Origin of the sequence: Zymobacter sp. IVIA_12111.31 C1 (assembly GCF_047495495.1) — a bacterium.
GTDB lineage: Bacteria > Pseudomonadota > Gammaproteobacteria > Pseudomonadales > Halomonadaceae > Zymobacter.
Genome location: NZ_CP179930.1, coordinates 1,271,870 through 1,295,300 on the forward strand (window position 1 = coordinate 1,271,870; position 23,431 = coordinate 1,295,300).

At 52.7% G+C, this 23,431-nt stretch carries 30 protein-coding genes; 11 read left to right on the forward strand and 19 right to left on the reverse strand.

Annotation, left to right across the window (positions count from 1 at the left end; all coding sequences use genetic code 11):
* The first annotated feature begins 9 nt into the window (after positions 1–9).
* The 6 genes from lpdA (at position 10) to pcsA (ending at position 6,616) form a co-directional block, all read left to right on the forward strand.
* On the forward strand, positions 10–1,446 hold the full coding sequence (gene lpdA, locus ACMHYW_RS05660) for a dihydrolipoyl dehydrogenase (protein ID WP_414501256.1): 1,437 nt from the start codon (positions 10–12) through the stop codon (positions 1,444–1,446).
* 221 nt (positions 1,447–1,667) lie between these two features.
* Positions 1,668–2,660: a glycosyltransferase family 8 protein gene (locus ACMHYW_RS05665; protein WP_414501257.1), complete on the forward strand. Its 993-nt coding sequence runs from the start codon at positions 1,668–1,670 to the stop codon at positions 2,658–2,660.
* A 220-nt stretch (positions 2,661–2,880) separates the two neighbouring features.
* A complete protein-coding gene (locus tag ACMHYW_RS05670) occupies positions 2,881–3,990 on the forward strand; it encodes an S-(hydroxymethyl)glutathione dehydrogenase/class III alcohol dehydrogenase (protein ID WP_414501258.1) in 1,110 nt (369 codons plus the stop codon).
* A 128-nt stretch (positions 3,991–4,118) separates the two neighbouring features.
* Positions 4,119–5,036, forward strand: coding sequence for an S-formylglutathione hydrolase (gene fghA / locus ACMHYW_RS05675; RefSeq protein WP_414501259.1), 918 nt, complete (start codon positions 4,119–4,121; stop codon positions 5,034–5,036).
* Positions 5,036–5,737, forward strand: coding sequence for a monofunctional biosynthetic peptidoglycan transglycosylase (gene mtgA, locus ACMHYW_RS05680; protein WP_414501260.1), 702 nt, complete (start codon positions 5,036–5,038; stop codon positions 5,735–5,737). Before fghA ends, mtgA begins: the two co-directional genes overlap by 1 nt.
* Positions 5,738–5,896: 159 nt before the next feature.
* Positions 5,897–6,616, forward strand: coding sequence for a phosphatidylcholine synthase (gene pcsA / locus ACMHYW_RS05685; RefSeq protein ID WP_414501477.1), 720 nt, complete (start codon positions 5,897–5,899; stop codon positions 6,614–6,616).
* A 450-nt stretch (positions 6,617–7,066) separates the two neighbouring features.
* Here the strand turns inward: pcsA and ACMHYW_RS05690 are convergent, their stop codons facing one another.
* The 3 genes from ACMHYW_RS05690 to pyrB form a co-directional block, all read right to left on the reverse strand.
* Positions 7,067–7,468 carry a cupin domain-containing protein gene (locus ACMHYW_RS05690; RefSeq protein ID WP_414501261.1) on the reverse strand — a complete coding sequence of 134 codons (402 nt, stop codon included), beginning with the start codon at positions 7,466–7,468 and terminating at the stop codon, positions 7,067–7,069.
* Between the two features lie 785 nt (positions 7,469–8,253).
* Positions 8,254–8,817, reverse strand: coding sequence for a serine acetyltransferase (locus tag ACMHYW_RS05695; protein WP_414501262.1), 564 nt, complete (start codon positions 8,815–8,817; stop codon positions 8,254–8,256).
* A gap of 78 nt (positions 8,818–8,895) precedes the next feature.
* Complete coding sequence (gene pyrB, locus ACMHYW_RS05700; protein ID WP_414501263.1) at positions 8,896–9,924, reverse strand: aspartate carbamoyltransferase; 1,029 nt, start codon at positions 9,922–9,924, stop codon at positions 8,896–8,898.
* A gap of 386 nt (positions 9,925–10,310) precedes the next feature.
* Between pyrB and ACMHYW_RS05705 the strand changes: the two genes are divergently transcribed.
* The 3 genes from ACMHYW_RS05705 to tusA all read left to right on the forward strand — a co-directional run bounded on the left by ACMHYW_RS05705 (position 10,311) and on the right by tusA (position 12,332).
* A complete protein-coding gene (locus tag ACMHYW_RS05705) occupies positions 10,311–10,703 on the forward strand; it encodes a DUF4168 domain-containing protein (protein ID WP_027704816.1) in 393 nt (130 codons plus the stop codon).
* Between the two features lie 218 nt (positions 10,704–10,921).
* Positions 10,922–12,019, forward strand: a complete 1,098-nt coding sequence (gene rlmM, locus ACMHYW_RS05710) for a 23S rRNA (cytidine(2498)-2'-O)-methyltransferase RlmM (protein WP_414501264.1) — start codon at positions 10,922–10,924, stop codon at positions 12,017–12,019.
* Positions 12,020–12,080: 61 nt separating this feature from the next.
* Complete coding sequence (gene tusA, locus ACMHYW_RS05715) at positions 12,081–12,332, forward strand: sulfurtransferase TusA (protein ID WP_027704814.1); 252 nt, start codon at positions 12,081–12,083, stop codon at positions 12,330–12,332.
* Positions 12,333–12,464: 132 nt separating this feature from the next.
* Here tusA and ACMHYW_RS05720 read toward each other — a convergent pair whose 3' ends face one another.
* Positions 12,465–13,907, reverse strand: a complete 1,443-nt coding sequence (locus tag ACMHYW_RS05720; protein WP_414501265.1) for an MATE family efflux transporter — start codon at positions 13,905–13,907, stop codon at positions 12,465–12,467.
* 179 nt (positions 13,908–14,086) lie between these two features.
* Here ACMHYW_RS05720 and ACMHYW_RS05725 point away from each other — a divergent pair, with 179 nt between their 5' ends.
* Positions 14,087–14,659, forward strand: a complete 573-nt coding sequence (locus ACMHYW_RS05725; RefSeq protein WP_414501266.1) for an elongation factor P hydroxylase — start codon at positions 14,087–14,089, stop codon at positions 14,657–14,659.
* A gap of 234 nt (positions 14,660–14,893) precedes the next feature.
* Here ACMHYW_RS05725 and ACMHYW_RS05730 read toward each other — a convergent pair whose 3' ends face one another.
* From ACMHYW_RS05730 to ACMHYW_RS05755, 6 genes are all read right to left on the reverse strand, one after another.
* Entirely contained in the window at positions 14,894–15,625 is a 732-nt protein-coding gene (locus tag ACMHYW_RS05730) for a hypothetical protein (protein WP_414501267.1), read from the reverse strand.
* On the reverse strand, positions 15,618–16,082 hold the full coding sequence (locus tag ACMHYW_RS05735) for a baseplate hub protein (protein WP_414501268.1): 465 nt from the start codon (positions 16,080–16,082) through the stop codon (positions 15,618–15,620). Before ACMHYW_RS05735 ends, ACMHYW_RS05730 begins: the two co-directional genes overlap by 8 nt.
* The gene (locus ACMHYW_RS05740; RefSeq protein ID WP_414501269.1) at positions 16,066–16,503 is read right to left on the reverse strand and encodes a hypothetical protein; all 438 of its coding nucleotides are present in this window, start codon (positions 16,501–16,503) and stop codon (positions 16,066–16,068) included. The genes ACMHYW_RS05735 and ACMHYW_RS05740 overlap by 17 nt, the downstream gene beginning before the upstream one ends.
* Before the next feature lie 117 nt (positions 16,504–16,620).
* Positions 16,621–17,112 carry a hypothetical protein gene (locus ACMHYW_RS05745; protein ID WP_414501270.1) on the reverse strand — a complete coding sequence of 164 codons (492 nt, stop codon included), beginning with the start codon at positions 17,110–17,112 and terminating at the stop codon, positions 16,621–16,623.
* Between the two features lie 236 nt (positions 17,113–17,348).
* Positions 17,349–17,723: a glycoside hydrolase family 68 protein gene (locus tag ACMHYW_RS05750; RefSeq protein ID WP_414501271.1), complete on the reverse strand. Its 375-nt coding sequence runs from the start codon at positions 17,721–17,723 to the stop codon at positions 17,349–17,351.
* Positions 17,657–18,139, reverse strand: a complete 483-nt coding sequence (locus ACMHYW_RS05755) for a glycoside hydrolase family 68 protein (protein WP_414501272.1) — start codon at positions 18,137–18,139, stop codon at positions 17,657–17,659. The genes ACMHYW_RS05750 and ACMHYW_RS05755 overlap by 67 nt, the downstream gene beginning before the upstream one ends.
* Positions 18,140–18,502: 363 nt before the next feature.
* On the opposite strand from ACMHYW_RS05755, the gene ACMHYW_RS05760 reads away from it, so the two are divergent.
* A complete protein-coding gene (locus tag ACMHYW_RS05760) occupies positions 18,503–18,718 on the forward strand; it encodes a hypothetical protein (protein WP_414501273.1) in 216 nt (71 codons plus the stop codon).
* A 4-nt stretch (positions 18,719–18,722) separates the two neighbouring features.
* On the opposite strand, the gene ACMHYW_RS05765 is transcribed toward ACMHYW_RS05760, so the two are convergent.
* The 9 genes from ACMHYW_RS05765 to ACMHYW_RS05805 form a co-directional block, all read right to left on the reverse strand.
* Positions 18,723–18,908 (reverse strand): phage holin family protein, encoded by a 186-nt coding sequence (locus ACMHYW_RS05765; protein WP_414501478.1) that lies wholly within the window; start codon positions 18,906–18,908, stop codon positions 18,723–18,725.
* Complete coding sequence (locus ACMHYW_RS05770; protein WP_414501274.1) at positions 18,842–19,078, reverse strand: hypothetical protein; 237 nt, start codon at positions 19,076–19,078, stop codon at positions 18,842–18,844. The genes ACMHYW_RS05765 and ACMHYW_RS05770 overlap by 67 nt, the downstream gene beginning before the upstream one ends.
* A gap of 191 nt (positions 19,079–19,269) precedes the next feature.
* Positions 19,270–19,935: a lysostaphin resistance A-like protein gene (locus ACMHYW_RS05775; protein WP_414501275.1), complete on the reverse strand. Its 666-nt coding sequence runs from the start codon at positions 19,933–19,935 to the stop codon at positions 19,270–19,272.
* Between the two features lie 612 nt (positions 19,936–20,547).
* Positions 20,548–20,982: a hypothetical protein gene (locus ACMHYW_RS05780; protein WP_414501276.1), complete on the reverse strand. Its 435-nt coding sequence runs from the start codon at positions 20,980–20,982 to the stop codon at positions 20,548–20,550.
* 9 nt (positions 20,983–20,991) lie between these two features.
* Positions 20,992–21,432, reverse strand: coding sequence for a hypothetical protein (locus ACMHYW_RS05785; protein ID WP_414501277.1), 441 nt, complete (start codon positions 21,430–21,432; stop codon positions 20,992–20,994).
* Positions 21,433–21,704: 272 nt separating this feature from the next.
* Entirely contained in the window at positions 21,705–22,217 is a 513-nt protein-coding gene (locus ACMHYW_RS05790; RefSeq protein WP_414501278.1) for a hypothetical protein, read from the reverse strand.
* Positions 22,218–22,249: 32 nt separating this feature from the next.
* Entirely contained in the window at positions 22,250–22,591 is a 342-nt protein-coding gene (locus ACMHYW_RS05795; protein ID WP_414499550.1) for a hypothetical protein, read from the reverse strand.
* Positions 22,588–22,896 (reverse strand): nuclease domain-containing protein, encoded by a 309-nt coding sequence (locus ACMHYW_RS05800; protein ID WP_414501279.1) that lies wholly within the window; start codon positions 22,894–22,896, stop codon positions 22,588–22,590. The genes ACMHYW_RS05795 and ACMHYW_RS05800 overlap by 4 nt, the downstream gene beginning before the upstream one ends.
* On the reverse strand, positions 22,893–23,183 hold the full coding sequence (locus ACMHYW_RS05805; protein WP_414501280.1) for a hypothetical protein: 291 nt from the start codon (positions 23,181–23,183) through the stop codon (positions 22,893–22,895). Before ACMHYW_RS05805 ends, ACMHYW_RS05800 begins: the two co-directional genes overlap by 4 nt.
* Positions 23,184–23,431 lie beyond the last annotated feature (248 nt).

Below are 23,431 nucleotides of genomic sequence, written 5' to 3' on the forward strand. Positions count from 1 at the left end.
AATCAGATCATGGCCGAAAAGTTTGACGTTATCGTGATCGGGGCAGGCCCCGGAGGCTATGTAGCCGCCATTCGTGCCGCGCAGTTGGGCCTGAAAACGGCCTGTGTCGAGAAGTGGGTCAACGCTGAAGGACGCACCGTACACGGTGGCACTTGCCTCAACGTAGGCTGTATTCCTTCCAAAGCACTGCTGGAAGCGTCCCACAAGTTCGCAGAAGCACGTGATGACTTTGATACCTTTGGTATTGAAATCAGCGGCGTGAAAGCCGACGTCGAGAAGATGATTGCCCGCAAGAACGGCATCGTGAAGACGTTGACCGGCGGTATCAGCGGCCTGTTCAAAGCCAATGGTGTTACCGCACTGGAAGGCACGGCCAAAGTGCTGGGCAGCGGCAAGGTTGAAGTGGCCCATCGCGATGGGTCGACGGCTGTCTACGAAACGCGCGACATCATCATCGCCTCTGGCTCTGTACCGGTCGACATTCCGCCGGCACCGGTGAACGGCGACACTATTGTGGATTCTTCCGGTGCGCTTGATTTCACGGCAGCCCCGAAACGTCTGGGCGTCATTGGTGCCGGTGTCATCGGTCTTGAATTGGGGTCCGTCTGGTCACGTCTCGGCAGTGACGTTACGGTGCTCGAAGCGATGGATTCGTTTTTGGCATCCGCTGACGAAACGCTGGCGAAAGATGCCTACCGTATCCTGAGCAAGCAAGGCTTGAACATTAAGCTGGGCGCACGCGTTACCGGCAGTACAGTCACTGGCAATGAAGTGACCGTCACCTATACGGACGCTAACGGTGAACAGCAGCAGACCTTTGACAAACTGATCGTCTGTGTTGGTCGTCGCCCCTATACCGAGCAGCTGCTGAGCGCCGATGCTGGCGTTAAGGTCAGCGATCGCGGCTTCATCGAAGTCGACGATCAGTGCCGTACTAGCGTAACGGGCGTTTATGCCATCGGTGACGTGGTGCGTGGCCCGATGCTGGCCCATAAGGCGTCTGAGGAAGGGGTGATGGTGGCGGATATCATCGCGGGCCATAAGGCTCAGATGAACTACGACACCATTCCCAACATCATCTACACCGCGCCTGAGATCGCATGGGTAGGTAAGACGGAGCAGGAAGTGCGCGAGGCGGGGATTGCCTATGAAACAGGCAGCTTCCCGTTTGCCGCAAGCGGCCGCGCCATGGCCAATAATGCTACCGAAGGCCTGGTGAAAATCATCACCGACAAGGAAACCGACCGCATTCTGGGCGTGCATATCCTCGGTCAGCAGGCCGGCGAAATGATCGCACAGGGCGTGATTGCGATGGAATTCGGCTCCAGTGCCGAGGATTTGGCACTGACCTGCTTCGCTCACCCGACCCTGTCGGAAGCCGTACATGAAGCTGCTCTGGCAGTGGATGGACACGCGATCCATATTCCGAACCGCAAGCGGAAGTAAACGGTAACGTGTGATTAAGTACCCGTAGCGTAGAAGCAGCGCTACGGGTTTTTTTATGGTTGAAAAAGATCATTAGGCGGTTAATACTCTTTATATATCAAAGTGTAATGAGTATGGTCTTGATTGGGTCAATGTGACTTAAGCTATGACTAATTAATTTAGTTGCTCTTGTTTTTTACTGTGGACGGCAACGTGGGTTTATTATTAAACGTGAGGATATTATGAGTGATGTGAGTGTTGAAAAGGGCGCTTATCGCATTCTAGGCATAAGAGATAACGCTTTTTCATCCAAGGCCATTCACGTAGCGTATGGTGTAGATGAGCGATTCATCAGGGCCCTGTGCACATCAATTGCTTCTGTGGTGAAAAATACGGACGCTTCCGTCGTAGCGCACGTTTTCAGCGATTCCTTTGATAATATGCTGGCCTCTTTACAGCAGCTATCCGATCAGCTTGGTATCAGTGTTGTGCTGCATCCCGTCGATGCTGAGCAGTTCTCAGGATGGGCAACGGAGGGTTGGTCTTCTGCCATCTATCAACGTCTCGTTATGGCTCCTGTACTGGCACCGTTTGCACCTCGCTTCCTCTATCTGGATGCGGATGTACTTTGTGTCGGCGACATTTCACCATTATTTGGCCTAGATCTGCACGGTAATATTGCAGCGGCAGTACAGGATCCTGATAAATCGGGACATGCGTTTGACCACTCATCCTACTCATGTGATCGATACTTTAACTCGGGAGTCTTGCTCGTTGATGCCCGAGCATGGAATGAAAATGATATAACGAGCAGCTTGTATCAGTTGCTATCGGAAAAATCCCACGAATTTAGAAGCTATGATCAGGATGCATTGAATGTGGTGTTGGATGGGCGCATCGAAATTTTGCCACCGGCCTATAATTATCCAGCAGATACCAATTCACATGTTATCGTGAAGGAATACAAGCAAGAAAACCCCGTTGCCCAGCCGGTATTGATACATTTCATGGGGGGCAAGAAACCTTGGGTCGAAGGGGTTGATGGAGAAGGCTCTAATGTTGATCAATATCTACATTACGAGCAGTTCACTCCTTTTAAGGATGTCCCTAGGCAGCAGCCTAAGACGCACCGAGAAGCCAAGGTGTGTGCGAGTTACATGATAAAGCATAAACAATATGTCATGGGTATATATTGGTTCTTTAAATACCTTATGATGAAATATTCGAAAAAATAAATAGAAATTATATTGGATATGCAAAATTAAGCCTCCACGCTTAAAAAGCACATTAATCAGTATGTTGGCGAATAAATAAAATAATGGTGATAATGATATGAAATGGCTTGCTTATCTATGTAGTATCGGCGACAGGTAATGTTACTGATAGATAAGGATCCTGTTCTGTTGTTGAATTTATCGACCACTCTCTACCTAAATTGTGATCAAGGATGATGTTATGAAAGCGCGAGCTGCAGTGGCCTGGGAAGCGAACAAGCCGCTTTCCATTGAAGAAATTGATGTCCAAGGTCCCAAGGAAGGCGAGGTCTTGGTACGTATGGTGGCGACGGGTGTCTGCCACACGGATGCCTATACGCTGTCGGGCATGGACCCGGAGGGACGTTTCCCTGCCATTCTAGGACATGAGGGCGGTGGTATCGTCGAGGCGGTAGGCAAAGGCGTGACGTCTGTGGTCGTTGGCGATCATGTCATTCCTCTGTATACCGCGGAATGTCGCCAGTGCAAGTTCTGTCTGTCGGGCAAGACCAACCTGTGCAGCGCAGTCAGGGCTACGCAAGGGATCGGGGTGATGCCGGATGGCTCTTCACGCTTTTCCCTGAACGGCAAGCCGATCTATCACTATATGGGCACATCCACGTTTTCCGAATATACCGTGCTGCCGGAAATAGCGCTGGCTAGGATCAGCAAGGCTGCGCCTCTGGACAAGGTTTGCCTGTTGGGGTGTGGCATCACGACGGGGATCGGCGCCGTTCATAACACGGCAAAGGTCGAACCCGGAGCGACAGTGGCTGTGTTCGGGCTAGGGGCTATCGGGTTGTCGGTCATTCAAGGGGCCGTGATGGCGAAAGCCGGGCGTATCATTGCCGTTGACATCAATCCCTCGCGTTTCGAACTGGCGCGCCAGCTGGGCGCTACCGACTGTATCAATCCGCAAGAGCACAGTCTGCCGATTCAGGAGGTGCTGATTGACATGACCGACGGTGGGGTGGATTACTCCTTCGAATGTATTGGAAACGTCGAGGTCATGCGGCAGGCGCTGGAATGTTGCCATAAGGGGTGGGGCGAATCCATCATCATTGGCGTTGCGGGAGCCGGGCAGGAAATCTCGACGCGGCCTTTCCAACTGGTGACGGGACGAGTGTGGCGTGGCAGTGCGTTTGGTGGTGTCAAGGGACGCACCGAACTGCCGAGCTATGTTGAGCGCTACATGAACGGACAGATCAACATTGATGATTTCGTCAGCCATAACTTGCCGCTTGAACAGATCAACACGGCATTTGACCTATTGCATCAAGGCAACGGTATCCGTACGGTCATACACTTCTAGCGCGCTTTGCTCTCTGCCCATCTCATGGCGTAAGGGAACGATCGCTATGTTGAGCGTGCGCTCTTATAGGCGCATGCTGTCATGCGGTGGCTAGGATGCCACCGCGCATGTTTTGCAGGAGTCTTTTCATGACCGAACGCAATGCAGTGCCTCTTCCCATTCAGGATGTAACGCCGACCACCGACGCGCTGGAGTGCATCGAAGCGCATGCCAGTGCGGGTGGAAGTTACCGGCGCTATCGCCACGCCTCTAAGGCGTTGGGCTGTGATATGACGTTCGGTATCTTTTTGCCGCCGCAGGCGGCCGATACCCCGTGCCCAGTGGTCTGGTGGCTGTCGGGGCTTACCTGCACGGATGAGAACTTTATGCAGAAGGCGGGCGCACATCGCGTGGCGGCCGAGCGAGGCGTTATTCTTGTCTGCCCGGATACCAGCCCCCGCAATACGGGTATCGAAAGCGACGATGATCCGCTGTACCTCGGTGCTGGCGCTGGTTTCTACCTCAATGCGACTCAGGCACCGTGGCAGGCTCACTATCGGATGTTCGATTACGTGACGGAAGAGTTGCCAGAACTGATACGCCAAAATTTCCCTGTTGCCGAGCGATGTTCGATTATGGGCCACTCCATGGGAGGTTTGGGAGCGCTGGTCTGTGGCCTACGGCTGCGCGATCGCTACTGTGCTATTTCTGCATTTGCTCCTATGGCACACCCGTCATCCGCCCCTTGGGGGCAGGCTGCATTCGGCGCCTATTTGGGCAATGATCCTACGCTCTGGCTGGATTATGACCCCTGTGTATTGGTGCAGGAAGAGCTGTCTCCCGCTGATGCTATCCCCATTCTCATCGATCAGGGCGATGCCGATCAGTATCTGGATGAGCAGCTGTGTGCTGAAGATTTCCGTGATGCGTGCCTGAGTGCCAACTACCCACTGACACTGCGCTATCAGGCGGGCTATGATCACAGCTATTTCTTCGTGGCCTCCTTTATCGAAGAGCACCTGCATCATCATGCCGATGCCTTGTTTAAAGAGGACGGCACTTTTTAATGGCGACTCGGATAGGCATGCTGCTGCGCAGCGGCGTGCGTTGGGCCATTCAGCTGATCGTCGGTTGGCTGGCGCTGTGCGGCGCATTGATACTGCTGTTTCGCTGGGTGCCCGTACCGTTCACTGCAGTGATGCTAGAGCAGGCCTTGCTGTCGCGCAGTGGTTGGCAGCATCAGTGGGTTCCCTACGAGCGCATCAGTGATTCGCTCAAGCTGGCTGTCATTGCCTCCGAAGACCAGCGGTTCCCATGGCACCATGGGTTTGATACCCAGCAGATGTCGGATGCCTGGCAGGCATGGCGGGAAGGGCGTTCTCTGCGCGGTGCCAGCACCATCAGCCAGCAGACCGCCAAAAACCTGTTGCTGTGGACTCACTCTGACTGGGCCCGCAAAGGGGCGGAAGTACCGCTGACGGCCATGATGGAGCTGAGCTGGCCGAAGCGCCGCATTCTCGAAGTGTATCTGAACAGCGCTGAGTGGGATGACGGTGTGTACGGCGCAGAAGCCGCCGCGCGCCACTATTTTCATACTTCCGCACAGGCTTTGACCACCGAACAGGCCATACGACTGGCCGCTATTCTGCCGGCGCCCCGCGTGTGGAGTCCGGTTCATCCCGATGCGCGTGTCCAGCAGCGCATGCACTGGATCGCTACACAGATGAGCCTTGTGGGCGGTAAGTCCTATCTGCGCACACTACAATGAAAGCGTTGGCCCATTCTTCGGTGACTCATTGATAAATAAGCGAGGTCGAACCGAGGACGAGTGAACTATCATCGCCAAGGGGATGCGGATAAGGTAGGCTTTCGCGCCGTGACCCAGAGACGGTCGATTCATCACAACTAGGAGTTAAGTGTGAACGAGATGTTTTCTTCTACCACGTCAAATACCAGCGATGTCTGGAAGGCGTGGGGAGTGCATGCCATTACTGCCAGCGGTGTCGTGCTGGGGTTGATGGCGGCCCTGGCCCTGTTTCAGGGACAGGCGGTCCAGTGCCTGCTGTGGCTGGGTGCGGCCATGATGGTCGATGGCATCGACGGTACTCTGGCGCGTCGCTACCGGGTCAAGGAAGTGCTGCCGCATTTCGATGGCGCCATTCTGGACATGGTCATCGACTATTTGACCTGGGCTTTCATTCCTGCCGTGTTCATCTTCACCTTTATTCCATTGCCGGCCGGCTGGGGGTTGTTGGCGACCATCATCATTTTGCTGTCATCAATGTTCTGTTTCTGCAACGTACACATGAAAAGCCAGGACAACTATTTCGTCGGCTTCCCTGCCGCTTGGAATATTCTGGCCATGTACCTGTTCGTGCTGCAGCTGCCGCCTTGGTGCTCGTTCGCTATCATTATGGTACTGGCCGTGTTGACCGTGACCAAGGTCAAGTTCCTGCACCCGTTCCGCGTTCAGACGCTGATGTCGCTGAACATCGTCGTCACGCTGCTGTGGTGTGTGTGTGCCACCGTACTGGTATGCGGCATCGACTTCTACCCCAGTGTAATGAAATGGCTGTGGCTGGCGACCTCACTGTACTTTGCCGGTATGTGTGGTTGGCGTACTGCCATCGAATGGCGACAGCGCTAAAGCGCCGAACCGTACGCAATGAAAAAGCCCGGCCTAATGCCGGGCTTTTTCATTGCAGGATGATCTTTTTCGGGACGTTGCCTAACTACGATCAAATCCAGCCCCGCAGCCTTACCAATCAATTAAATGGTTTCAGCAATGCTGTACTGCGAGTCGCTTTTGAGAACAGGGCTTTTCGAGGCGTCACCATGACGAAAATCACTCTCGACAAGTTCGCCTTCAATGTCACACAACAATGTCACACAACGCTAGGCGTAAACAGGCGAACTTAGAGCATGTTTTATAACGCCAATGCCCATGTCATTAAAAAGACGTCAAACCATAAAATTGCGCTAGGAACCGTCTAGTTTAGAAAGGGCAAAAGTAATCGCTCAGGTTATGAAGCAGTTTCTTAAGGGTACCCTGCGACTTACTAAATACTCCGCTCTGCGATGATTTGTGCCAATGCGGCTATGCTTTCTCTGTGTCTATGGTCGTGCCGTCGAGCATTTCTGCTCCGGCGCGTTCGGACAGGGCGAGGTAAATGCTGGCGGCTAGTGCGGTGACACGATGCGCCTCACTTGCGGCAAGGATTAGGTGATCGCCGGGTTCCAAGATGTGGTCGTTGACCTGCAGGCGGCCTTCAATGACGTGGATCTGTTCCCAGCCAGGGTGCCGATGCGGCGGCAAGCTTGCGCCTGTTTCGAGTCTGAGCAAGGTATGACCACCACCTTGATCGTTGTGCCACAGCGGAGCGTAGGTGATGCCAGAGTACGGTGTGGGGCGGTAGGTTCGATGGGCTTTGCTGTCGTAGTGCATGGAATCTCCTCGCATCATGTAGGCTTCGCCCTTGGCCGCGATATCTGTTGCCAAGAAAAATAGAGTATTCCTGAACACTGTCAGTTTTTGTCAGCAGTGTTCAATGGGGCAGTGGCGTGTTTTTTCCTTGTTCTCATCATTGGGCGAGCCGTGCAACACGGCAGAGGGTAATGCTCAGGTTGAGATTCAGTCGACAGCGTTTGATGGATGAGGAAGTGACACAGCGTGCTGTAACGCAGCGCTCATGATCGAAGATGCCCAGTGTGAATGGCTAGCCCATGTACGGTTGCCGCAGTCGTTGCCTTCACGGTAGCCAAAGGTGAACTTTAAATTCTCGTAGATGGCATGATGCAGCACCTGCTTGCGCCTTGTGCGGTTTCGGCGAGCCCGTCTGCTTCGGCGCGATGAGGTAGTGGAATTCATCGTCCTCTTCACGCTCTTCCAACAGCGTATGCCTCAGAAAGCGGCAGAAGTTGGGTATGCCAGTCCAGATTCCTGCTCGATATGTGAAGGTATCAGCAGCAATTGCAGCACACTCGGTCTTACTATGTAGCCCAAGCATGGCGTGCGCTTGGTGGCGCTGCCTTGTACTACCGATGGCATCATGGTTTTCCACGCTGCCTGCTAGGCCGCGATTACGCTTTGCCGCAAGAGGCTAGGTTCGTATGACCATTGCTTCGGCTTGACGTGGCAGACTGAATGACCGCGTTTAGTCCTCAACACCCGTAGTTTGTCGCCTTTACATCACGGATGACGGTTCACCAAGACATGTCCAGTCCTCTTGGCGCTTGAGTGGTGACATGACTGCCTTGTCAGCTGAAACGTGTTCTAGGCGTGGTCTACAGGGTTCGCTCACCCGGTTCTTTTTCACGAATTACTAGCGCATGTTTTGAGTAGCAGACGCTGTTGTCGGGAATGTTCTTATTAATGAAGGCCGCCGCACCGATGGTGACGTTATTGCCTATCTGGAGATTGTCTCCGACGATGCAGACGTTTGCGCCTACCGATACGTTATCGCCCAGCGTGATACGGCTGATATCGGGTGAGGCTGCGCCGATGGTGGTGTTCTGGCGGAGGGTGCAGTTTGCGCCGATATGGGTGTGTTTGTTGATGACGATGCCGCTGAAGTGGCGGATGCGTAGTCCGGGACCGATACGGGTTCCCAGTTCGATATCGCAGCCATAGGCATAGTAGAGGCGGTGGGTGATCCTCTGCGCCAGCCAGTGCCGCGCGGGGGAAGGGGACGTGTGGAGGTATTCGGCGAGCCGCCAGAGAAAATAGAAGCGCTTTTCCTTTTCGCAAAGCAGTCGTCCGGCAATCGCCCACCATGAGAATGTGAGGCGCTTTCTCAGCACTTCGGCCTTCAGACAGCGCTTCAGGTGAGCATAGCAAGGGGAGGCCACGGTCTACTCCTATCATGCTGTCCATATAAAGCAGAAAACGATGCGCCCGTGTTGGCGCATCGTCGGTCGTGATCGCTTTTAGACGCGGTCGTTGACACCCAGGCGTGAGGGCACTTTCCAAGTGACATCACGCAGACTGCCTTCGATCAGATGATCGACTTCCAGCAGTTTAGCGAAGATGGCCATGCGCACGGGAATACCGTTGTCGGTCTGGCGGAAGATGGCCAGACGAGGGTCGGTATCTAGGTCGGTGGAAAGGTCGTGAGCGCCAGGGCGGCTGTCGCGCGGCAGCGGGTGCATGATGATGGTTTGCGGCGTAGCGCGGCGATCCATGAAGGCACGATTGACATGGTAGGCCTCAGGGCGGCCGGAGAATACATCGTGCATTTCTTCAGTAAAGCGTTCTTTCTGTATGCGGGTGGCATATACCACATCAATGGCGGTCGTTACGTCATCAAGGCTGTCGAGAATGTCGACGCGGTGTCCGCGGGCCATCAACATCTCGATCAGGCTGATCGGCATTTCGAGCGATGGTGGAGCCACGAGCGTGAAGTGCATCGGGGCGTGCAGCGACAGCAGCTTAGCCAGTGAGTGCACGGTGCGCCCGTATTTCAGGTCGCCCGTCATCAGAATATGCGCACCAGCGACTGTCTTGCCGATGCGCGCGAACTCCTTGCGGATCGTATAAAGGTCGAGCAGTGCTTGGCTTGGGTGTTCGCCCGGGCCATCACCGCCGTTGATGACCGGCACGTTGATCGCGCTTGCGAACTCCGCCACCGAGCCACGATCGGGGTGGCGCATCACGATGGCATCCACGTAGCCTGCAATCACGCGGCTGGTATCGGCCAGCGATTCCCCCTTGGCCATTGAGGAGAAGGTGAAGCCAGTGGTATCGCATACTGTGCCACCCAAGCGACAGAAGGCGGTGTTAAAACTGATACGTGTACGCGTACTGGCTTCGAAGAATAGGTTACCCAGTACGGCCCCTTCCAGTATGCGAGTGACCTTCTGACGGCGCGCGACGGGTTCCAGCCGTTCGGCAATCGAGAACAGCTCGTCCAGAGCATCCAAGTTAAGGTCATCGACGGAGAGGAGATGAGGAGTCATCGGCAGGCACTCTTTCTGCTGGAGAATGGTTTTTCTGCGTGGACATGCATGCCCGAATCACCGGTGCGGCGGTTCGAATCGCTGTGGGTGGCGATATCTCCTGCCCGGCGACGAAACGTCGGCAGGAGGGCAGCCCAGTGTAGCCAGTCACCCGCAGCGGGAAAACCCTGCATGCCATAAAAAGCACATTCTTTTTTTACGGGTAGGCAAAAAATCATGGCCGTAGACGCACAGGAACAACCTGCTGAATTCATGGTGATAAATAGCGATAATAGACCGAAGATCCCGTTGTTGCTCCGGCAATCACACTACCGCCTGGGAACTATCCTGTGTGGCTACCGTCAGACACACTGTATCCCACACGATCCGATATTCTGGAGGATTTGATGAAACGGACGACCGCTATTCTGTCAGCGGCACTGCTCTCTTCGGGTATTCTGGCAGCCGCACCGAGTGTCATGGCGGCACCTGCCCCCCAAGCCGCTAGCCAGCAGAGCGGTGCTGTGGCCGCGAACTTCACTGACCAGCAACTGCAGGACTTCTCTTCTGCAGCGGTCAAGATCTCCGAGATCACGCAGACCTATACACCGCAGTTGCAGAAAGCGGGTGATGATGCTCAGCAGCATGAAAGCATCCTGCGTGAAGCCAACAGCAAGATGATCAAAGCGGTTGAAAGCTCCGGTCTTCAGGTGGAAGAGTTTAATCGTATTGGTCAGGCGATCCAGCAGGATCCTCAGCTGCTGAAGCGCGTACAGGCAATGGCCCAGCCGCGCAAGTAACGCTCAGGCATGCGGTATCATGAACGCTCTCGTACTTCGGTGCGGGAGCGTTGTCGCATCTGGACGTTGTCGTATCTGGACGCTGTTGAACCCAAGCGTTGTCTCATCCAGAGGACGCAGGGCTGAGCGATGCGGGCAGAATGCGGTACACTGGGCGCTTTATCGTTTTGATTCTGTCGGTTCGGCAGCGTATCTGCTTCAGGAGTGTCGTGGTTCCTATGTCTGAGTCCTCTTCTTTGGTGCCCAATGCGTGGCTGCTGTACTGCCGCCCGGGGTTCGAACATGACCTGGTTGCCGAGCTGTGTGCAAAGCTAGAGGCAAAGGGCAGTGACGCTGTCGACCACCTTGAGTGGCAGATGGATCCCTTCAGCGGCTATGTGTGTGCAAGCCTGCCTGCGGGCGAGCCTGCCAATGTGCTGCATCAGGCGTTGCGGTTGAACCATCTGATTTTTGCCCGTCAGACGCTGGTGGCATTGCCACCATTGACCGCTCTGGCACCGGATGATCGCATCGGACCGATCGTTGAACAGGTACTGGCCAGTGGCTGGAGCTTCGAGTCGATCTGCTCTGAGCAACCCGACACCAATGAAGGCAAGGCGTTGTCTGGGCTGGGGAAAGCACTACAGCGTCCGCTGGAAAGCGTGCTGCGCAAGCGGGGCGCACTCAAACGACGGGCGGGCAAGCGCCAGTTGCACCTATTCTGGACCGCCGGTAATGCCGTTCAGGTGGCCATGAGTTTTCCCGGCAATCGCAGTGAATTCCCCAATGGCATTCGTCATCTGCGCTTCCCGCACGAAGCGCCTAGCCGTTCCACGCTCAAGCTGGAAGAGGCTTGGCACGAGTTCCTGCCGCGTGATCGCTGGGAGGACGCGCTGTATGATGGTGCTATGGCCGCAGACCTTGGGGCGGCGCCTGGGGGCTGGACCTATCAGCTGGTACAGAAGGGGATGCATGTCTATGCCATCGACAATGGTCCCATGTCACCTGCACTAATGAAGACCGGGCAGGTCGAGCACCTGCGCGAAGACGGTTTTGTGTGGACACCGCCAGTGCCGCTGCAATGGCTGGTGTGCGATATCGTCGATCGCCCCGAACGCGTTATCCGTATGATTGAGCGCTGGCTATTGTCGCGTTGGTGCCGCTTCTCTGTGTTCAACCTCAAGCTACCCATGAATCGCCGCTGGGAAGAAGTGTCGATGTGTCTTGACGGTCTGGAAGAACGCTTGCACGAAGCGGGCATAACGCATGTGATGCGCTGCCGCCACTTGTACCACGACCGTGAAGAAGTGACCGTTTTCGTCGAACTGATGGATTAACTGCTGTGTTAGATCGCGCACGCAACAAGTGATGCGCGGTGCATATCAAGGGAGAGATGCCATGAGCGATGGCTTGCCCACGCCAGATGCCGTTTTGGACACCCGTGGGCTTTATTGCCCCGAGCCTGTCATGATGATGCATAATCAGGTGCGGGATATGGCTCAAGGTCAGGTTTTGGCGGTTCGTGCAACCGACCCGGCCACTCAGCGTGACGTACCCAACTTCTGCCGCTTTCTGGGACATACGCTACTGGAAGAGCGTGAAGAGGGCGATGAATTCTACTACCTCATCGCCTTGAAGCAGACGGATTAGCGTCGCATGGTGCTTACCGCGCTCACGTTGTAACGTGATCACGGTATAGATAAGGCCGTCGAGGCAGAAACAATGAAGCCCGGCACATGACGTGCCGGGCTTCTGTCGTTATAGGCTGAGCTCTCTGGTGACTCAGGCGTCGCTTGTCTGAGCGCCTGCCTGGGCATGATAGCGCTGCATGTCCTTGCGGATAGTGTGGCGCAGGCGAAGACCCAGCAATACTGCTGCAACGGTTAGACCGACAGTCATGCCTACCCAGTAGCCGTAGACCCCCCACGGTGCACTGATGCCATGCTTGGCTAGCGCCACCCCAATCACCATGCCTACTGCCCAGTAGGACAGCACCGTGATGTACATCACGATACGGTTATCCTTGTAGCCGCGTAGGATAGCGCTCATGGTGGCCTGCAGTGCATCCGACAGCTGGAACAACATCCCCAGCAACATGAGATGAAGTGCTAGGGTCAGCACTTCGATATCGGTGGTAAATATTCCCAGCAGCTGGCGGCCGAAGATCAGTAGGAACAGGTCATTGATGACGGCGATGCCAACGGCCATGGCAATACCCAGTAGTGCCGTACGGCGAGCAAGCTGCGGCTGTTGCAGTCCACGGTAGGTGCTGACCTTGATCATGACCGCTATCCCGAACGACATCGGTGTCATAAACATCAATGCAATCAGCTGAGTGGTGATCTCGTGGGCGGCCACAACCTGAGCACCAAGCGGTGCGCAGAGCAGTGCCACCATCGTGAACAGCGTCGCTTCTGCCAGCACGGAAACGCCCAATGGCAGACAGGTGCGCAGCAGTTCGCTGATTCTCGCCCAGTGAGGAGCGATAGGGCGCTGCCAGAGGCGCACTTCACGATAGATGCGGTGACGCATCGTATACAGCAGCATGGCGAACATGATCAGCCAATACGTGATGGCTGACGCAATCCCACAGCCCTGCGCGCCGTGCGCAGGAATGTTGCGTGCCCACTGTGGCACTGCGAACGGTAGGGCATCAAGCACCGTACCCCCGTGGATCATCAGGTAGGTGAGCGGCACGTCAATGATGATAGCCATGACGTTGAAGATCAGGTTCGGGCGCGTATGGTTCAATCCGTTGCTGTAGGCCAGCAACAGCAGGTACCCCATAAGTGCCGGCAATCCGATCAACAGCGCATAGATATAGCGCTCGCCAGCCTCTGCCAGTGCGGGTGGCGCATCGAACAGGGCCATCAGTCCCGGTGTAGCCCACCACAGCAGCAGGGTTACGCCGCCCCCCAACGCCAGCGTGATCCAGATCATCTGCCACATGTCATGGCGTGTCTTGTCCGGCTGACGTGCGCCAAAATGGTGAGCAATGACCGAGGTGAGACCAGAAAAGCTCCCTGCGATCAGCAGGAACATCGGCACCCACAGTGCCACCCCCACCGATACCGCAGCCTGATCCAGTGTGCTGTAGTGCCCGATCATGCTGATGCTGATCAGACTGATCGCCATCTGTGCTATTTCGGCTCCCCAGATCGGTAACGCCAATCGCGTCAGCGACCAGATCAGCGATCGGCGCGAGAGCTCGTGAGAAGATGACATGGACGCTCCTGTGTAATGAAAACGGTCTGAGAATGAATCTACATGATACGTGATCTTGAGCGATCGCAGTGCATTGTACTGCGTCAATTTGACGGGATTGCGTAGGCTTGATGTAGACACGGTATACTGCCGCATCTCTTCTTCCATGGATAAGTGAATAGGTAGCCATGACGGTTTCAATGTCCACCGACCGACCCGACGCAGACAACCCTTCTACCTTGATTGGACTGTTCAATGCGCTGTTCATGCCCACCATGCGCACGGAATTGGTGCGGGGAGCGGACGAGCCGCTGTATCGGCCAGCTGATGCTGACTGCGCTACTCATCGCATCATCTTTGCGCGAGGGTACTTTTCCAGCGCGCTTCATGAAATCAGCCACTGGTGCATTGCAGGATACGAACGCCGCCAGCGCGAAGATTATGGGTACTGGTATATACCTGATGGGCGCAATGCCGACCAGCAGCAGGCGTTCGAGCAGGTCGAGGTTAAACCGCAGGCCGTCGAGTGCTTGCTGGCAGAGGCATGCGACCGCGTATTCCACGTCAGTGTCGACAACCTTGAGGGCGATGTCGAAGTGGATCGCGACGCCTTTACTCAGAAGGTTAGCGCACAGGCAGAACAGTACCGCAAGCAAGGTTTGCCACCTCGTGCTGAAGTGCTGTTTCATGCCTTTAAAGACTTTTATATCAATGGGTTATGTCTTGAAGATGTGGTGGGGAAACAGATGCCTGTCATCAAGACATTGCGGTGAAATGAAGGGGAGAATGGATACAGAATGCATGCCGTACTTCAATAGCATGCTAATTAAAAATCGAGTATTTAGCGCATATTGAGCATATTGTGGTCACAATCTGGTCACACTGTGTTTGCATCTGACAGGACGCTTCCGAGCCAAAACTCGAAAGCGCCTTGGTACAAAAAAGCCCCGACAGAGCGGGGCGGTCATTCTGGCTTGGCAGGCCACTCAATATCGGTGGCTGTCACTTCAAGCTCTCGTAGTTCCTTCCGAGAAGTCGATGCCGTTGATGACCACCTTGCCGGTGTAGGCGGACTGCGGGCTGACGACATTGAACGCCTGCTGGGCATTGACGGTTATGGTCTGGGCGGTGGTGGTGATCATCTGGGCGTGCGTGGTTATGGTCTGGGTCTGCGTTGTGACCGATTTGGTCGCATTGATCACCATCTCATCACCGTTGAAGGTCAGGCTAGGGGCATTGATCGTTACGGCCGTAGGCGAGTGAATCTCGATGCCCTTTGACGTGAACTTGATGTATTGCTGCGGTTCGCCGTTGAGCAGCCCGCCGATATAGAGCGCTTGGTCGAGCGAGTAACGGCGATCCGATCCCGGGGGCGCTTCGGCCTTGGTGCTCTTCACGTTAGAGATGTCGCGATCAGCGATCACAGCAATGCCGATGTCGCCCACATGCGGATCAATAACGATCGCGTTACTGCCACCCTGCAGGCGAAAAAAAGGCACGTTATAGAGCGTGCCGTGGGAGTAGAGCTTGCCGTGTGGGTCTTTCGCCATCACCAGCGGCTTGAGGTCGACGCAGCCAGCATCAGGATCGCCGCTGCCATTCTCATCTCTCACCGCGACCACCTGCACCAGTGTTACGGTACGGTGCTTGCCGATGATGCGGTCGATGATGAAATCGAAGTCGGCCTTCATTGAGGCACGTGCCGCTTCAGGGCGGCCGTAGGGAGCAGTGTTAGTCATGGCGTCCGTTCAGGTGTAGGCCTTCTTTGTTGGCATAAAAGTGCGTCGACCACTCTCCATCTGGAGCATCGCATGAGATGCGGTGCTGCACGGTGTGGACGTTGAACTCACCGTTGGCTTGCGGTACGAACGTCGAGAGATTGACCTTGCCGCCTGCCTTGATGGCTGGGTTGAAGAGGGTGTTAGCGGCAATGCCACCTGAGGCAAAAGCGGGATAGCCAATCAGTCCTGTTTCGGGCGATACCTCAATGGGGGTAGAGGACGTGATGCCGTTATAGGGCGAGATGGTCACCGTGTTCGAGTTCATGATGCAGGCAATGCCCGCCGCGCGAGCCAAGTCATGAATCTGCTCAATAGCAGAGCCTTCCACACAGACATCGCGCAATACCGTGGTCACGCCATCGTTGACGAATGCCCAGCCGATCTCGTTGGCGAGGGCCTCAATCAGCGGTGCCACCTCGATGAGCCGTTGGCGGCACCCGTTGCAGGCCTTCTAAGAAACCGGCCGTAGCCTCAAGCGAGAGTGAAACGTTGGGCTGAGCCGAATAGTCAGCGTAGGCGGTGTGTATCGAGCCTGAATAAATCTCATCCAGCCTGCCCGGTTCACCGCTACTCGTCTCGTATCCGGCAAGAACGCAAATGGTGTTCTTGGCGACGATGTCGGTGCGTATGCCCAGCGTCGACAGTTTGTTCATGACCTCGGGTTGTATGCCATAGATACGCATGGAGAGGGTGTCGCTGGAATACCATGAGATATCGGTAATCTCGGCCATTGTACGATAGCCCTCCAAGACCACATCGCGCTCCTTGCTGCCGTCGAACTCATCACTCTCAGTAGATAGGCTGATACGAGTGACGATTTTACGTTTTTTGAGCATAGGAATTCCCGATAATAAAAAAGCCTGCACTGGGCAGGCTTTGGATAAGCAAGATATATAATATGGTCATATGCTATATATTATTAGCGCTTCGCTATATTTTATAGAAAATAACATTTATTTCATAAATGTGTATGTTATGCTCAACATAGGAGTATTATTTTCTAAAATACTATTAAATTTTGCAAAGGACGCTAGTCGTTGATTGCTTCTTTCGGGATCGTAATAGCTACAGTAATAGGTGCGACCACCATATTCATTTTCTTTATCAACACGCTGGCAGTTGGCAACTTGGTTGAGATAATTTTCAACTTTTTCTATATTTTCTTTTCCAGAATAAGCGGCCGATATTTCACTTAACTTTCCGTCTTTAAAGGAAAATGAGTAAGAGTTTTTAGATTGAGCTACATCTGCATCTATTTTATCTGCTTTAGCTATAGTTTCATTCTTGGAAAAAATAGAAGGCCTTTCATTTACTAGTTGTACGCGCGAACGTACATCTTCTATTGTCATCCCCGTTTTGAAGCCCCAAGGCTCATCTTTTTTCGGCCCATGAGAGCATGCAGATAACATTACTCCTGCGAAAGCTATTACAAATAATTTCTTCATCCCTGCCTCTAGAACTGTGAAGTGAAAGAAAGGGAATATTATAACTCATTGTAAAGCCTAGGTTAACTACTGGTTACTTATACAAGTATGCCAGCAACCACCGCTTCCCAAAGCCTGTGTAATTCGCATCATCACTACCATGCGTATCAACAAACAACAGCTCGCCTTCAAAGGGGAGATACGCGTGCCGTGTCAGGCCGATGCGGTCCCGTGCCAGCGCGCCCAGCACGACAGCTTCACCGTTTACATACAGATTTCGGCAGCCCATTGGCGCTGACGTACCCAGCACGGATGTGACCCAGCGCGTGGAAGCCTGCGCCCGTATTCGCTTCGAATGCCAGATAACGCTTACCTGTGCGCTTGTCCTTATAGAGGAACGGGTCACGCATGCAGTTATTTTCGGTCTGATCGGAACCGACGCCGACACGGTGGCGGGTCGGCCACTTCGCTTCACGCTCAGATGCTTGCGCAGGCGTTTCGTAGAAGTAGCCGTTAGGCTCGCATACACCGCCCATCAGGGCATGATAGGTCGGCGCTTCGATCGTCAGCTTATCGCCTTCGACAGTGACTTCCTGAATTGCCGTAGCAAGACGCTGACCGGTCTGCCACACACCGTCGATAAGGTGTAGAACGTCTGCAGCTTGCCATCGGCACGCAGGATCGTAGAGCCGGACCACTCGCGAATGTCGTCGTACAGCTTGTGGTCGCCGTACAGGAAACCGCCTGCCACATAGTGCTCGCCATCGGCCCTGTAGAAGTACGCGATGCGCTCGCCATTGTCGAAGCCATTGGCAACCGGACGTACCAAAGCGATCAGTACGCGGAAGCCATTCACGTCAGCGACGAAGCCATCTTCATCACGCACAAGCCAGTTGTCCCATGCCTGATAGCCCGGCATGAGCTGTTTCAGCTTGTCCGGATCAAAGGCGGGAAAGGTGTTGCCGTTGGTGGCGCGAATGCCGCGCGCATTCTTCACCGTCCAGTGACTGGTGTGGATCTGTTTTGTCTTATTGGTCTTGGTGTTCATATGCATCTCATTGCACAGATACAAAAACACGCGCACGAGGGCGGGTGACAGGCAGCCCTGTGCCGCGTGTTTTTTGCTACGCTTAACTAAGATAAAAAGAGAAAAATATGGATAAAATTATTGCAGCAGGTATTTCAGGAATCGTTTCCTTGATAGTTGCAGTGTTTAGTCTTTTAATTGCTCCATATATAAAAAATTATGCCGAATAGACTTTATTGCGACTCAGGTAGAAAGATTTATGGGGTGGGATGAAAAAGGCTCATATCATAATATTAGTATTAATGATGCGTTCAAAGAAATAAAATGGCATAATTCTTAAAATAATTTAAAAAATATTTTTTCAAATTTTATTTAGATAAGGAAATGAACGAAATACTTGATGATTATATCGAAAAAATTAATCTCGCCTTTTTAAAAAGAAAAGAAGATTTTGAACAAAAAATTTGTGATGCAAGTGATCAGGATGATGTAGATAATGCATATTCGTCTGTAATATTTTATCAGCATAGTGCAGCAGAAGAGACATTAAAAGCTATAGATTTAGCTAGGAATAAAAAATTCTTTTTATTTAAAAAATGAAAAGCTAATTCCGCTTGCTCCAACGCTCAATTATCCCGCTTAACTCTCCTGAGAGAGTACCGCGAAGCCAGTCGACACCGAGGAATGACACGCCCGCACCAATCGACACAGCGAGATACAGGTTCATGCCGAAGTAATCGAGCAGCGGGAAAACGGCGAGGGTGAGCGTTCCGCATAGACAAGCTTCCAGTACGAGTGCAGAAACTTACCACCACTTACGAGTGCTCGAAGAACGGCAATGACGAATGAAAGCATCGTGGCCATAACATGTGGCCGGATGTTTTCCTGCCATAGGGTCAGTCGAATATGCTCCAGCGCGTCAGCAATGACACGCCAGAAACCGGGGTCATTTGAGGGCATGACGTTTTCTGGAGTTGGTTGTAGGTGGCCTTCACCCGCCCGGCGCGCGGATGCTGAATCTACTGTTATGCGGGGAGGCCGAGAGGATGGCTCAGAGGTTGCAGCGCTGAAGCGCTTTTCGCGGCATGAACCAGATACGAAAAAGCCCCGCCGATTAGAGCGAGGCTTTTGTTAAGAGGCAGATTAGAGCCTCACGGGAGTAGCAGCCCTGAAACTGTGGCTAATGCATTTGCTAAGAAATGCAGAAAAATAGGCAACCCTACTCCGCCGCTACGTATTCTTGCCCAAATATAAATAAGGCCTAGGGTGGTTAACTGTAGAGATATGATGAAGTTTTCATACTGGCGATGCATTAATGAATAAATAGTAGAAATAACAATTGCGGAAGCTATCATGCCCCATTTTTTCTCTAAGGGGAATGCATTAGCCATATATCCCCTAAAAATAAGCTCTTCTTCTATAGGTCCCAGCACTAATATAGTCAGAAACATTGGGATAACATAAGGCCAGGGGGTATACACTACTGATTTTGCCCACTCATTTTGGTGGCCGCTCAACAGAAACGTGCAAACATGACCTGCTAAATATATAAGAAAAACCGATGCTATCGGGAGAAAAGATTTTTTGCTAAAGACCACGCCTATTTTTATTTTTATAGAAAGTTTATTATATAAAGGCATGATTATAATCAGTAGTGCCAATCCTGATAGGTACTGACAAAAAACGATATTTGCCATTTGGGATAAGTGTAGGTATATATAATGGTCCGTTACTAAACGCGTGATTACCCAAATTACAGGAATTATGATCCCAAGCACTACTGCGGTGAGCTTTGAACGCCAAGAGGCCCGTTCCATAAATGTATCCTTGTGCAGCATTAAAAATGAAAACTGCACAATTTATACTAGGAAGAGAGTAGGAGCAACTTTAATTGCTTTGGGGCTGTTTTGTTAGAAGATGTGGCAAGATAGCAAAAGCCTTACTTTAGACCGGAAAAACATGCAAGCGCTTTATGTAGCTAACTCACTGTTTATTTTGACGATGATTGTCGATATGGGTTTCAAAGCGTCATCTTCAAGATCAGACAGGGGAAACGCGAGCAATTTGCAGTCATCGCGGCATAGCTTGTTCCACAAGTTGTAATCAAACTCTACGCCGCACCACCCGAGCCGCCATATCACCACATACTTCGGTCCCATTCAGCAACGCATCGACTGTTAATTGCTTGCACTGTGCGCGAATACTGAATCTACTATGCGAGAGGGGAATCTCAGAGGCGCAGCGGTGCCGGAATGCTTTTCGCGGCATGAGCCAGATACGAAAAAAGCCTCGCCGATTAGGGCGAAGCTTTTAGGAGTCTATCGTGCTTCAATTACAACTGCGGCACTGTACGAATATCGTACATTTTGCTCGACAAAACTGCAACCCTGTTAAGAGTCAGGAGAGCGGTGTGCTTTGAACGTTAACAATCAGTTTGTTCCGTTGTAAGAATCGATAGCGAGCTTTTCAACTTTTTTGCAGAACCCAGACATATTTTCTGGGCAAGAATTTTTTGATATCTCATTGATTTTTAGCAAATCATCTTCATCGGCACTGCTGTTTATATTATATAATACGAATGATTCAAACTCTGGTGTGTTCTTGAATATGGGGATTAGCTTGGAAGTTTCATCCCAATGAGTGGCGAGTCTTTTTACCACTGCGTCTGTAACACCTTCGCCAAAATATCCATCCATGCATTCTCCATAGTTTTTATAATAATAGTAAATGTTGTCCCAGCTATCATATAGATTGTCTAGCAATAGATCGGCTTTGCTATAAGCAGGACATGCATCAGCGCTAGCCTGATGAGATGCAAAAAGAGAAAATAGCATGATGGCAGCAATTCGAATTGCATTCTTCATATTATGCACCTATTGCAAATTATACTGGGGCAAATTGTTATAGACGGTTAAAGTCTCAAGAGGCTCTTGATGCATCAGATCCTTTATCGCTTGCATTGCCTCATCGGTAGTCCGAATGCATCCTTGAGTTGGATGCCTTGGACCAGGAAGTCTGTGATGAAATGCTCGTCCGGAGTGTACACCAACACCCGAGTGTCCGAGCATATGAAACCGAACGATACCATGTGTGCCGTATTTTCCATTTATAGTATCATCTGCATGATTTACATGCCGATGTGGCACTGACCGATCTTGCATTATGTATATGCCATCTGCTAGATGAGTAAACCCTGTTTTGATTTTTACTTCGTTATCAATTCTATTAAAAGCCGTCCATCTACCTACAATTTCAAAATTTGACTTGTAAAGAGTAATAGTGTGCTGCATCCCATCGAAAACTAATCTAGCCATTTTTCCCTCTATTTATAGATAACAACGCTGGGCTATTGTCTACAAAAATCAAAGGGTTGTCACTTTTTGATACCTGTCTTTTGAGTCAGGTGTTAGGCGGCAAAATTGTCGCAGCAGGCTAGGCTGTTGTTTATTTTTCTTGTCATGCTTTTGATAGTAGCAAAAGCGCCTTTTTCCATATCTCGCATCAAATCGCCCAATAGGTACCAATCACTGCTGCAATTGTGGGCCCATTGGGAAATCTCGATATGCATACCGCACCAGCTCTCACATCACGCTGCCACATGCTTTGGCCCCCAATCAGCGCAACGCATCGACTGCTCGACCATCGCCTGTGACAGGGCAACAAGGCGTTCTGCACGCTTCTTCAGCACACGTTCCCCGCGCTCGGCCAGCGTCATGCGCACACGATCATGCAGCGCGTCGTAGACCTCGCCCTTGCACGCCTGACGGATCGACTCCTTCACTGGCGCCAGCGTCATGATGACGGCGTACTGTAGCGGATCGGTATCGAGCAGCCCATCAACGTAGCGCCTGATTTTGTGATACTCGGCGTAGATATCTGCTCCCGTGCCTGCACGCTTCTCGCGGCTCTCAATCGCCCGTACTGATCGTGACTTCTTGCCTTTCTTGCCCGCCTCATACAAGTCAGCCATCGACTGCGTACGCATGCCGTCTTCATATGCAAGCGCCACTGCTGTGCGCGGGTCGGTTGTCAGAAAACGTGTGCGAGGCTGCACGGCCCGTTGATAGCAACGCGCGTACAGTTCTTCCCAGTTGCTCATGCAGCCCCCTCGGCTACTTCTTGAATTATTACCTACACACCGGAGCCGCGTTTAGGGTCACGGATCGGTGCCAATGTCTGTACGCTGACCACGTAGTCAGGCGTGTCGTCTTTGAGTAGCCCCGACCGCACCAAGCCATCCTCAATCAGCTTGAGGGTATAGCCGTAGTTGGAGCAGTCGAGGCGGCGTTTCCCTTTGCCCAGCACCGGTTGCAGTGTCAGGTGAACAGGGCAGGTGATCGGCTCTAGCCCGCGCGCAGCGATCTGTGTTGCTTTGTGGGCTGCGTCAACATGCTTCTTGCAAGTTGCCCAGTGAACGCCCGCATAGATGCTGTTGAGTGACGGGCCAAGGTAGGGCACGAAGACCTGAATCACGCCGCCACTCCCTTGATGGTGATGATGCCTTTTTCCACCATGCGTACCAGCGTGCGGATTTGTGCGCGACGCATATACCACTCGGCGTGGGCTTTCTCTTCGGATGGCCACGGCACACGTCCATCAATCACGTCATGGCATGCCGAGCAGCCATAGCAGGCTGACAGGTCATCGCTTTTGCGTGCCAGCCCGTGTGACTGGCATAGCACGGTGGTGTCCGTTCGCTCGTTGCAGACGCCGAGAATGCCCAGCGTGCAGCGCTCGTCGCGTGCCGATGCGCGCATGGCCTTTGATACGATCCTCATGCTGCTCGCTCCTGAATCATGGCCAGCGCCATTTCCTCGATCTGTTCTTCTGTGCAGTGGGGCCAGTAGGTCTTAGCGATATAGGTGCACAGCTCGCTCATTAGCTGGAAGAAACGCCCTTGGTCCATCCGGTCAAAGGCAATGGAGCGAGGCTGTTTGCTGACCAGTACGCCGAACCCCGGCACATCAGTGTGGGTGATGTCGCACTCAACGCCGGAGTCGGTTTGCAGCTTCTTGAGCGCGTCATGCGCGTTCTTGCCGTTGAAATCGTCGATGTTCTGCGCCACCAACCGGCCCAGTGCATGCGCTAGTCGATGAAACTGCAGGTTGCGCGGCTGCTGTCTCAGAAAGCGTCTATCCTAAAAGATAATTGGCGTGGTATAAAAGATATAGTCAAAAAAGAAATACCTGATTACGAAAAAACAATATTAATTGGACCAAGAAAACTTAATTTAAAAAACCTAGATATAGAACGTTGTATAAGCTTCATTTGTTTGTTGGTGGTAATAAAAGTGTAAAAGACACTATTATAGAA

Bases quoted from the DNA above. Each gene is read 5' to 3' on its own strand.
- lpdA (WP_414501256.1), top strand. From the start codon at position 10: ATGGCCGAAAAGTTTGACGTTATCGTGATCGGGGCAGGCCCCGGAGGC.
- ACMHYW_RS05665 (WP_414501257.1), top strand. From the start codon at position 1,668: ATGAGTGATGTGAGTGTTGAAAAGGGCGCTTATCGCATTCTAGGCATA.
- ACMHYW_RS05670 (WP_414501258.1), top strand. From the start codon at position 2,881: ATGAAAGCGCGAGCTGCAGTGGCCTGGGAAGCGAACAAGCCGCTTTCC.
- fghA (WP_414501259.1), top strand. From the start codon at position 4,119: ATGACCGAACGCAATGCAGTGCCTCTTCCCATTCAGGATGTAACGCCG.
- mtgA (WP_414501260.1), top strand. From the start codon at position 5,036: ATGGCGACTCGGATAGGCATGCTGCTGCGCAGCGGCGTGCGTTGGGCC.
- pcsA (WP_414501477.1), top strand. From the start codon at position 5,897: ATGTTTTCTTCTACCACGTCAAATACCAGCGATGTCTGGAAGGCGTGG.
- pyrB (WP_414501263.1), bottom strand. From the start codon at position 9,924: ATGACTCCTCATCTCCTCTCCGTCGATGACCTTAACTTGGATGCTCTG.
- ACMHYW_RS05705 (WP_027704816.1), top strand. From the start codon at position 10,311: ATGAAACGGACGACCGCTATTCTGTCAGCGGCACTGCTCTCTTCGGGT.
- rlmM (WP_414501264.1), top strand. From the start codon at position 10,922: ATGTCTGAGTCCTCTTCTTTGGTGCCCAATGCGTGGCTGCTGTACTGC.
- tusA (WP_027704814.1), top strand. From the start codon at position 12,081: ATGAGCGATGGCTTGCCCACGCCAGATGCCGTTTTGGACACCCGTGGG.
- ACMHYW_RS05720 (WP_414501265.1), bottom strand. From the start codon at position 13,907: ATGTCATCTTCTCACGAGCTCTCGCGCCGATCGCTGATCTGGTCGCTG.
- ACMHYW_RS05725 (WP_414501266.1), top strand. From the start codon at position 14,087: ATGTCCACCGACCGACCCGACGCAGACAACCCTTCTACCTTGATTGGA.
- ACMHYW_RS05730 (WP_414501267.1), bottom strand. From the start codon at position 15,625: ATGACTAACACTGCTCCCTACGGCCGCCCTGAAGCGGCACGTGCCTCA.
- ACMHYW_RS05740 (WP_414501269.1), bottom strand. From the start codon at position 16,503: ATGCTCAAAAAACGTAAAATCGTCACTCGTATCAGCCTATCTACTGAG.
- ACMHYW_RS05745 (WP_414501270.1), bottom strand. From the start codon at position 17,112: ATGAAGAAATTATTTGTAATAGCTTTCGCAGGAGTAATGTTATCTGCA.
- ACMHYW_RS05755 (WP_414501272.1), bottom strand. From the start codon at position 18,139: ATGAACACCAAGACCAATAAGACAAAACAGATCCACACCAGTCACTGG.
- ACMHYW_RS05760 (WP_414501273.1), top strand. From the start codon at position 18,503: ATGAACGAAATACTTGATGATTATATCGAAAAAATTAATCTCGCCTTT.
- ACMHYW_RS05770 (WP_414501274.1), bottom strand. From the start codon at position 19,078: ATGCCCTCAAATGACCCCGGTTTCTGGCGTGTCATTGCTGACGCGCTG.
- ACMHYW_RS05775 (WP_414501275.1), bottom strand. From the start codon at position 19,935: ATGGAACGGGCCTCTTGGCGTTCAAAGCTCACCGCAGTAGTGCTTGGG.
- ACMHYW_RS05780 (WP_414501276.1), bottom strand. From the start codon at position 20,982: ATGAAGAATGCAATTCGAATTGCTGCCATCATGCTATTTTCTCTTTTT.
- ACMHYW_RS05785 (WP_414501277.1), bottom strand. From the start codon at position 21,432: ATGGCTAGATTAGTTTTCGATGGGATGCAGCACACTATTACTCTTTAC.
- ACMHYW_RS05790 (WP_414501278.1), bottom strand. From the start codon at position 22,217: ATGAGCAACTGGGAAGAACTGTACGCGCGTTGCTATCAACGGGCCGTG.
- ACMHYW_RS05800 (WP_414501279.1), bottom strand. From the start codon at position 22,896: ATGAGGATCGTATCAAAGGCCATGCGCGCATCGGCACGCGACGAGCGC.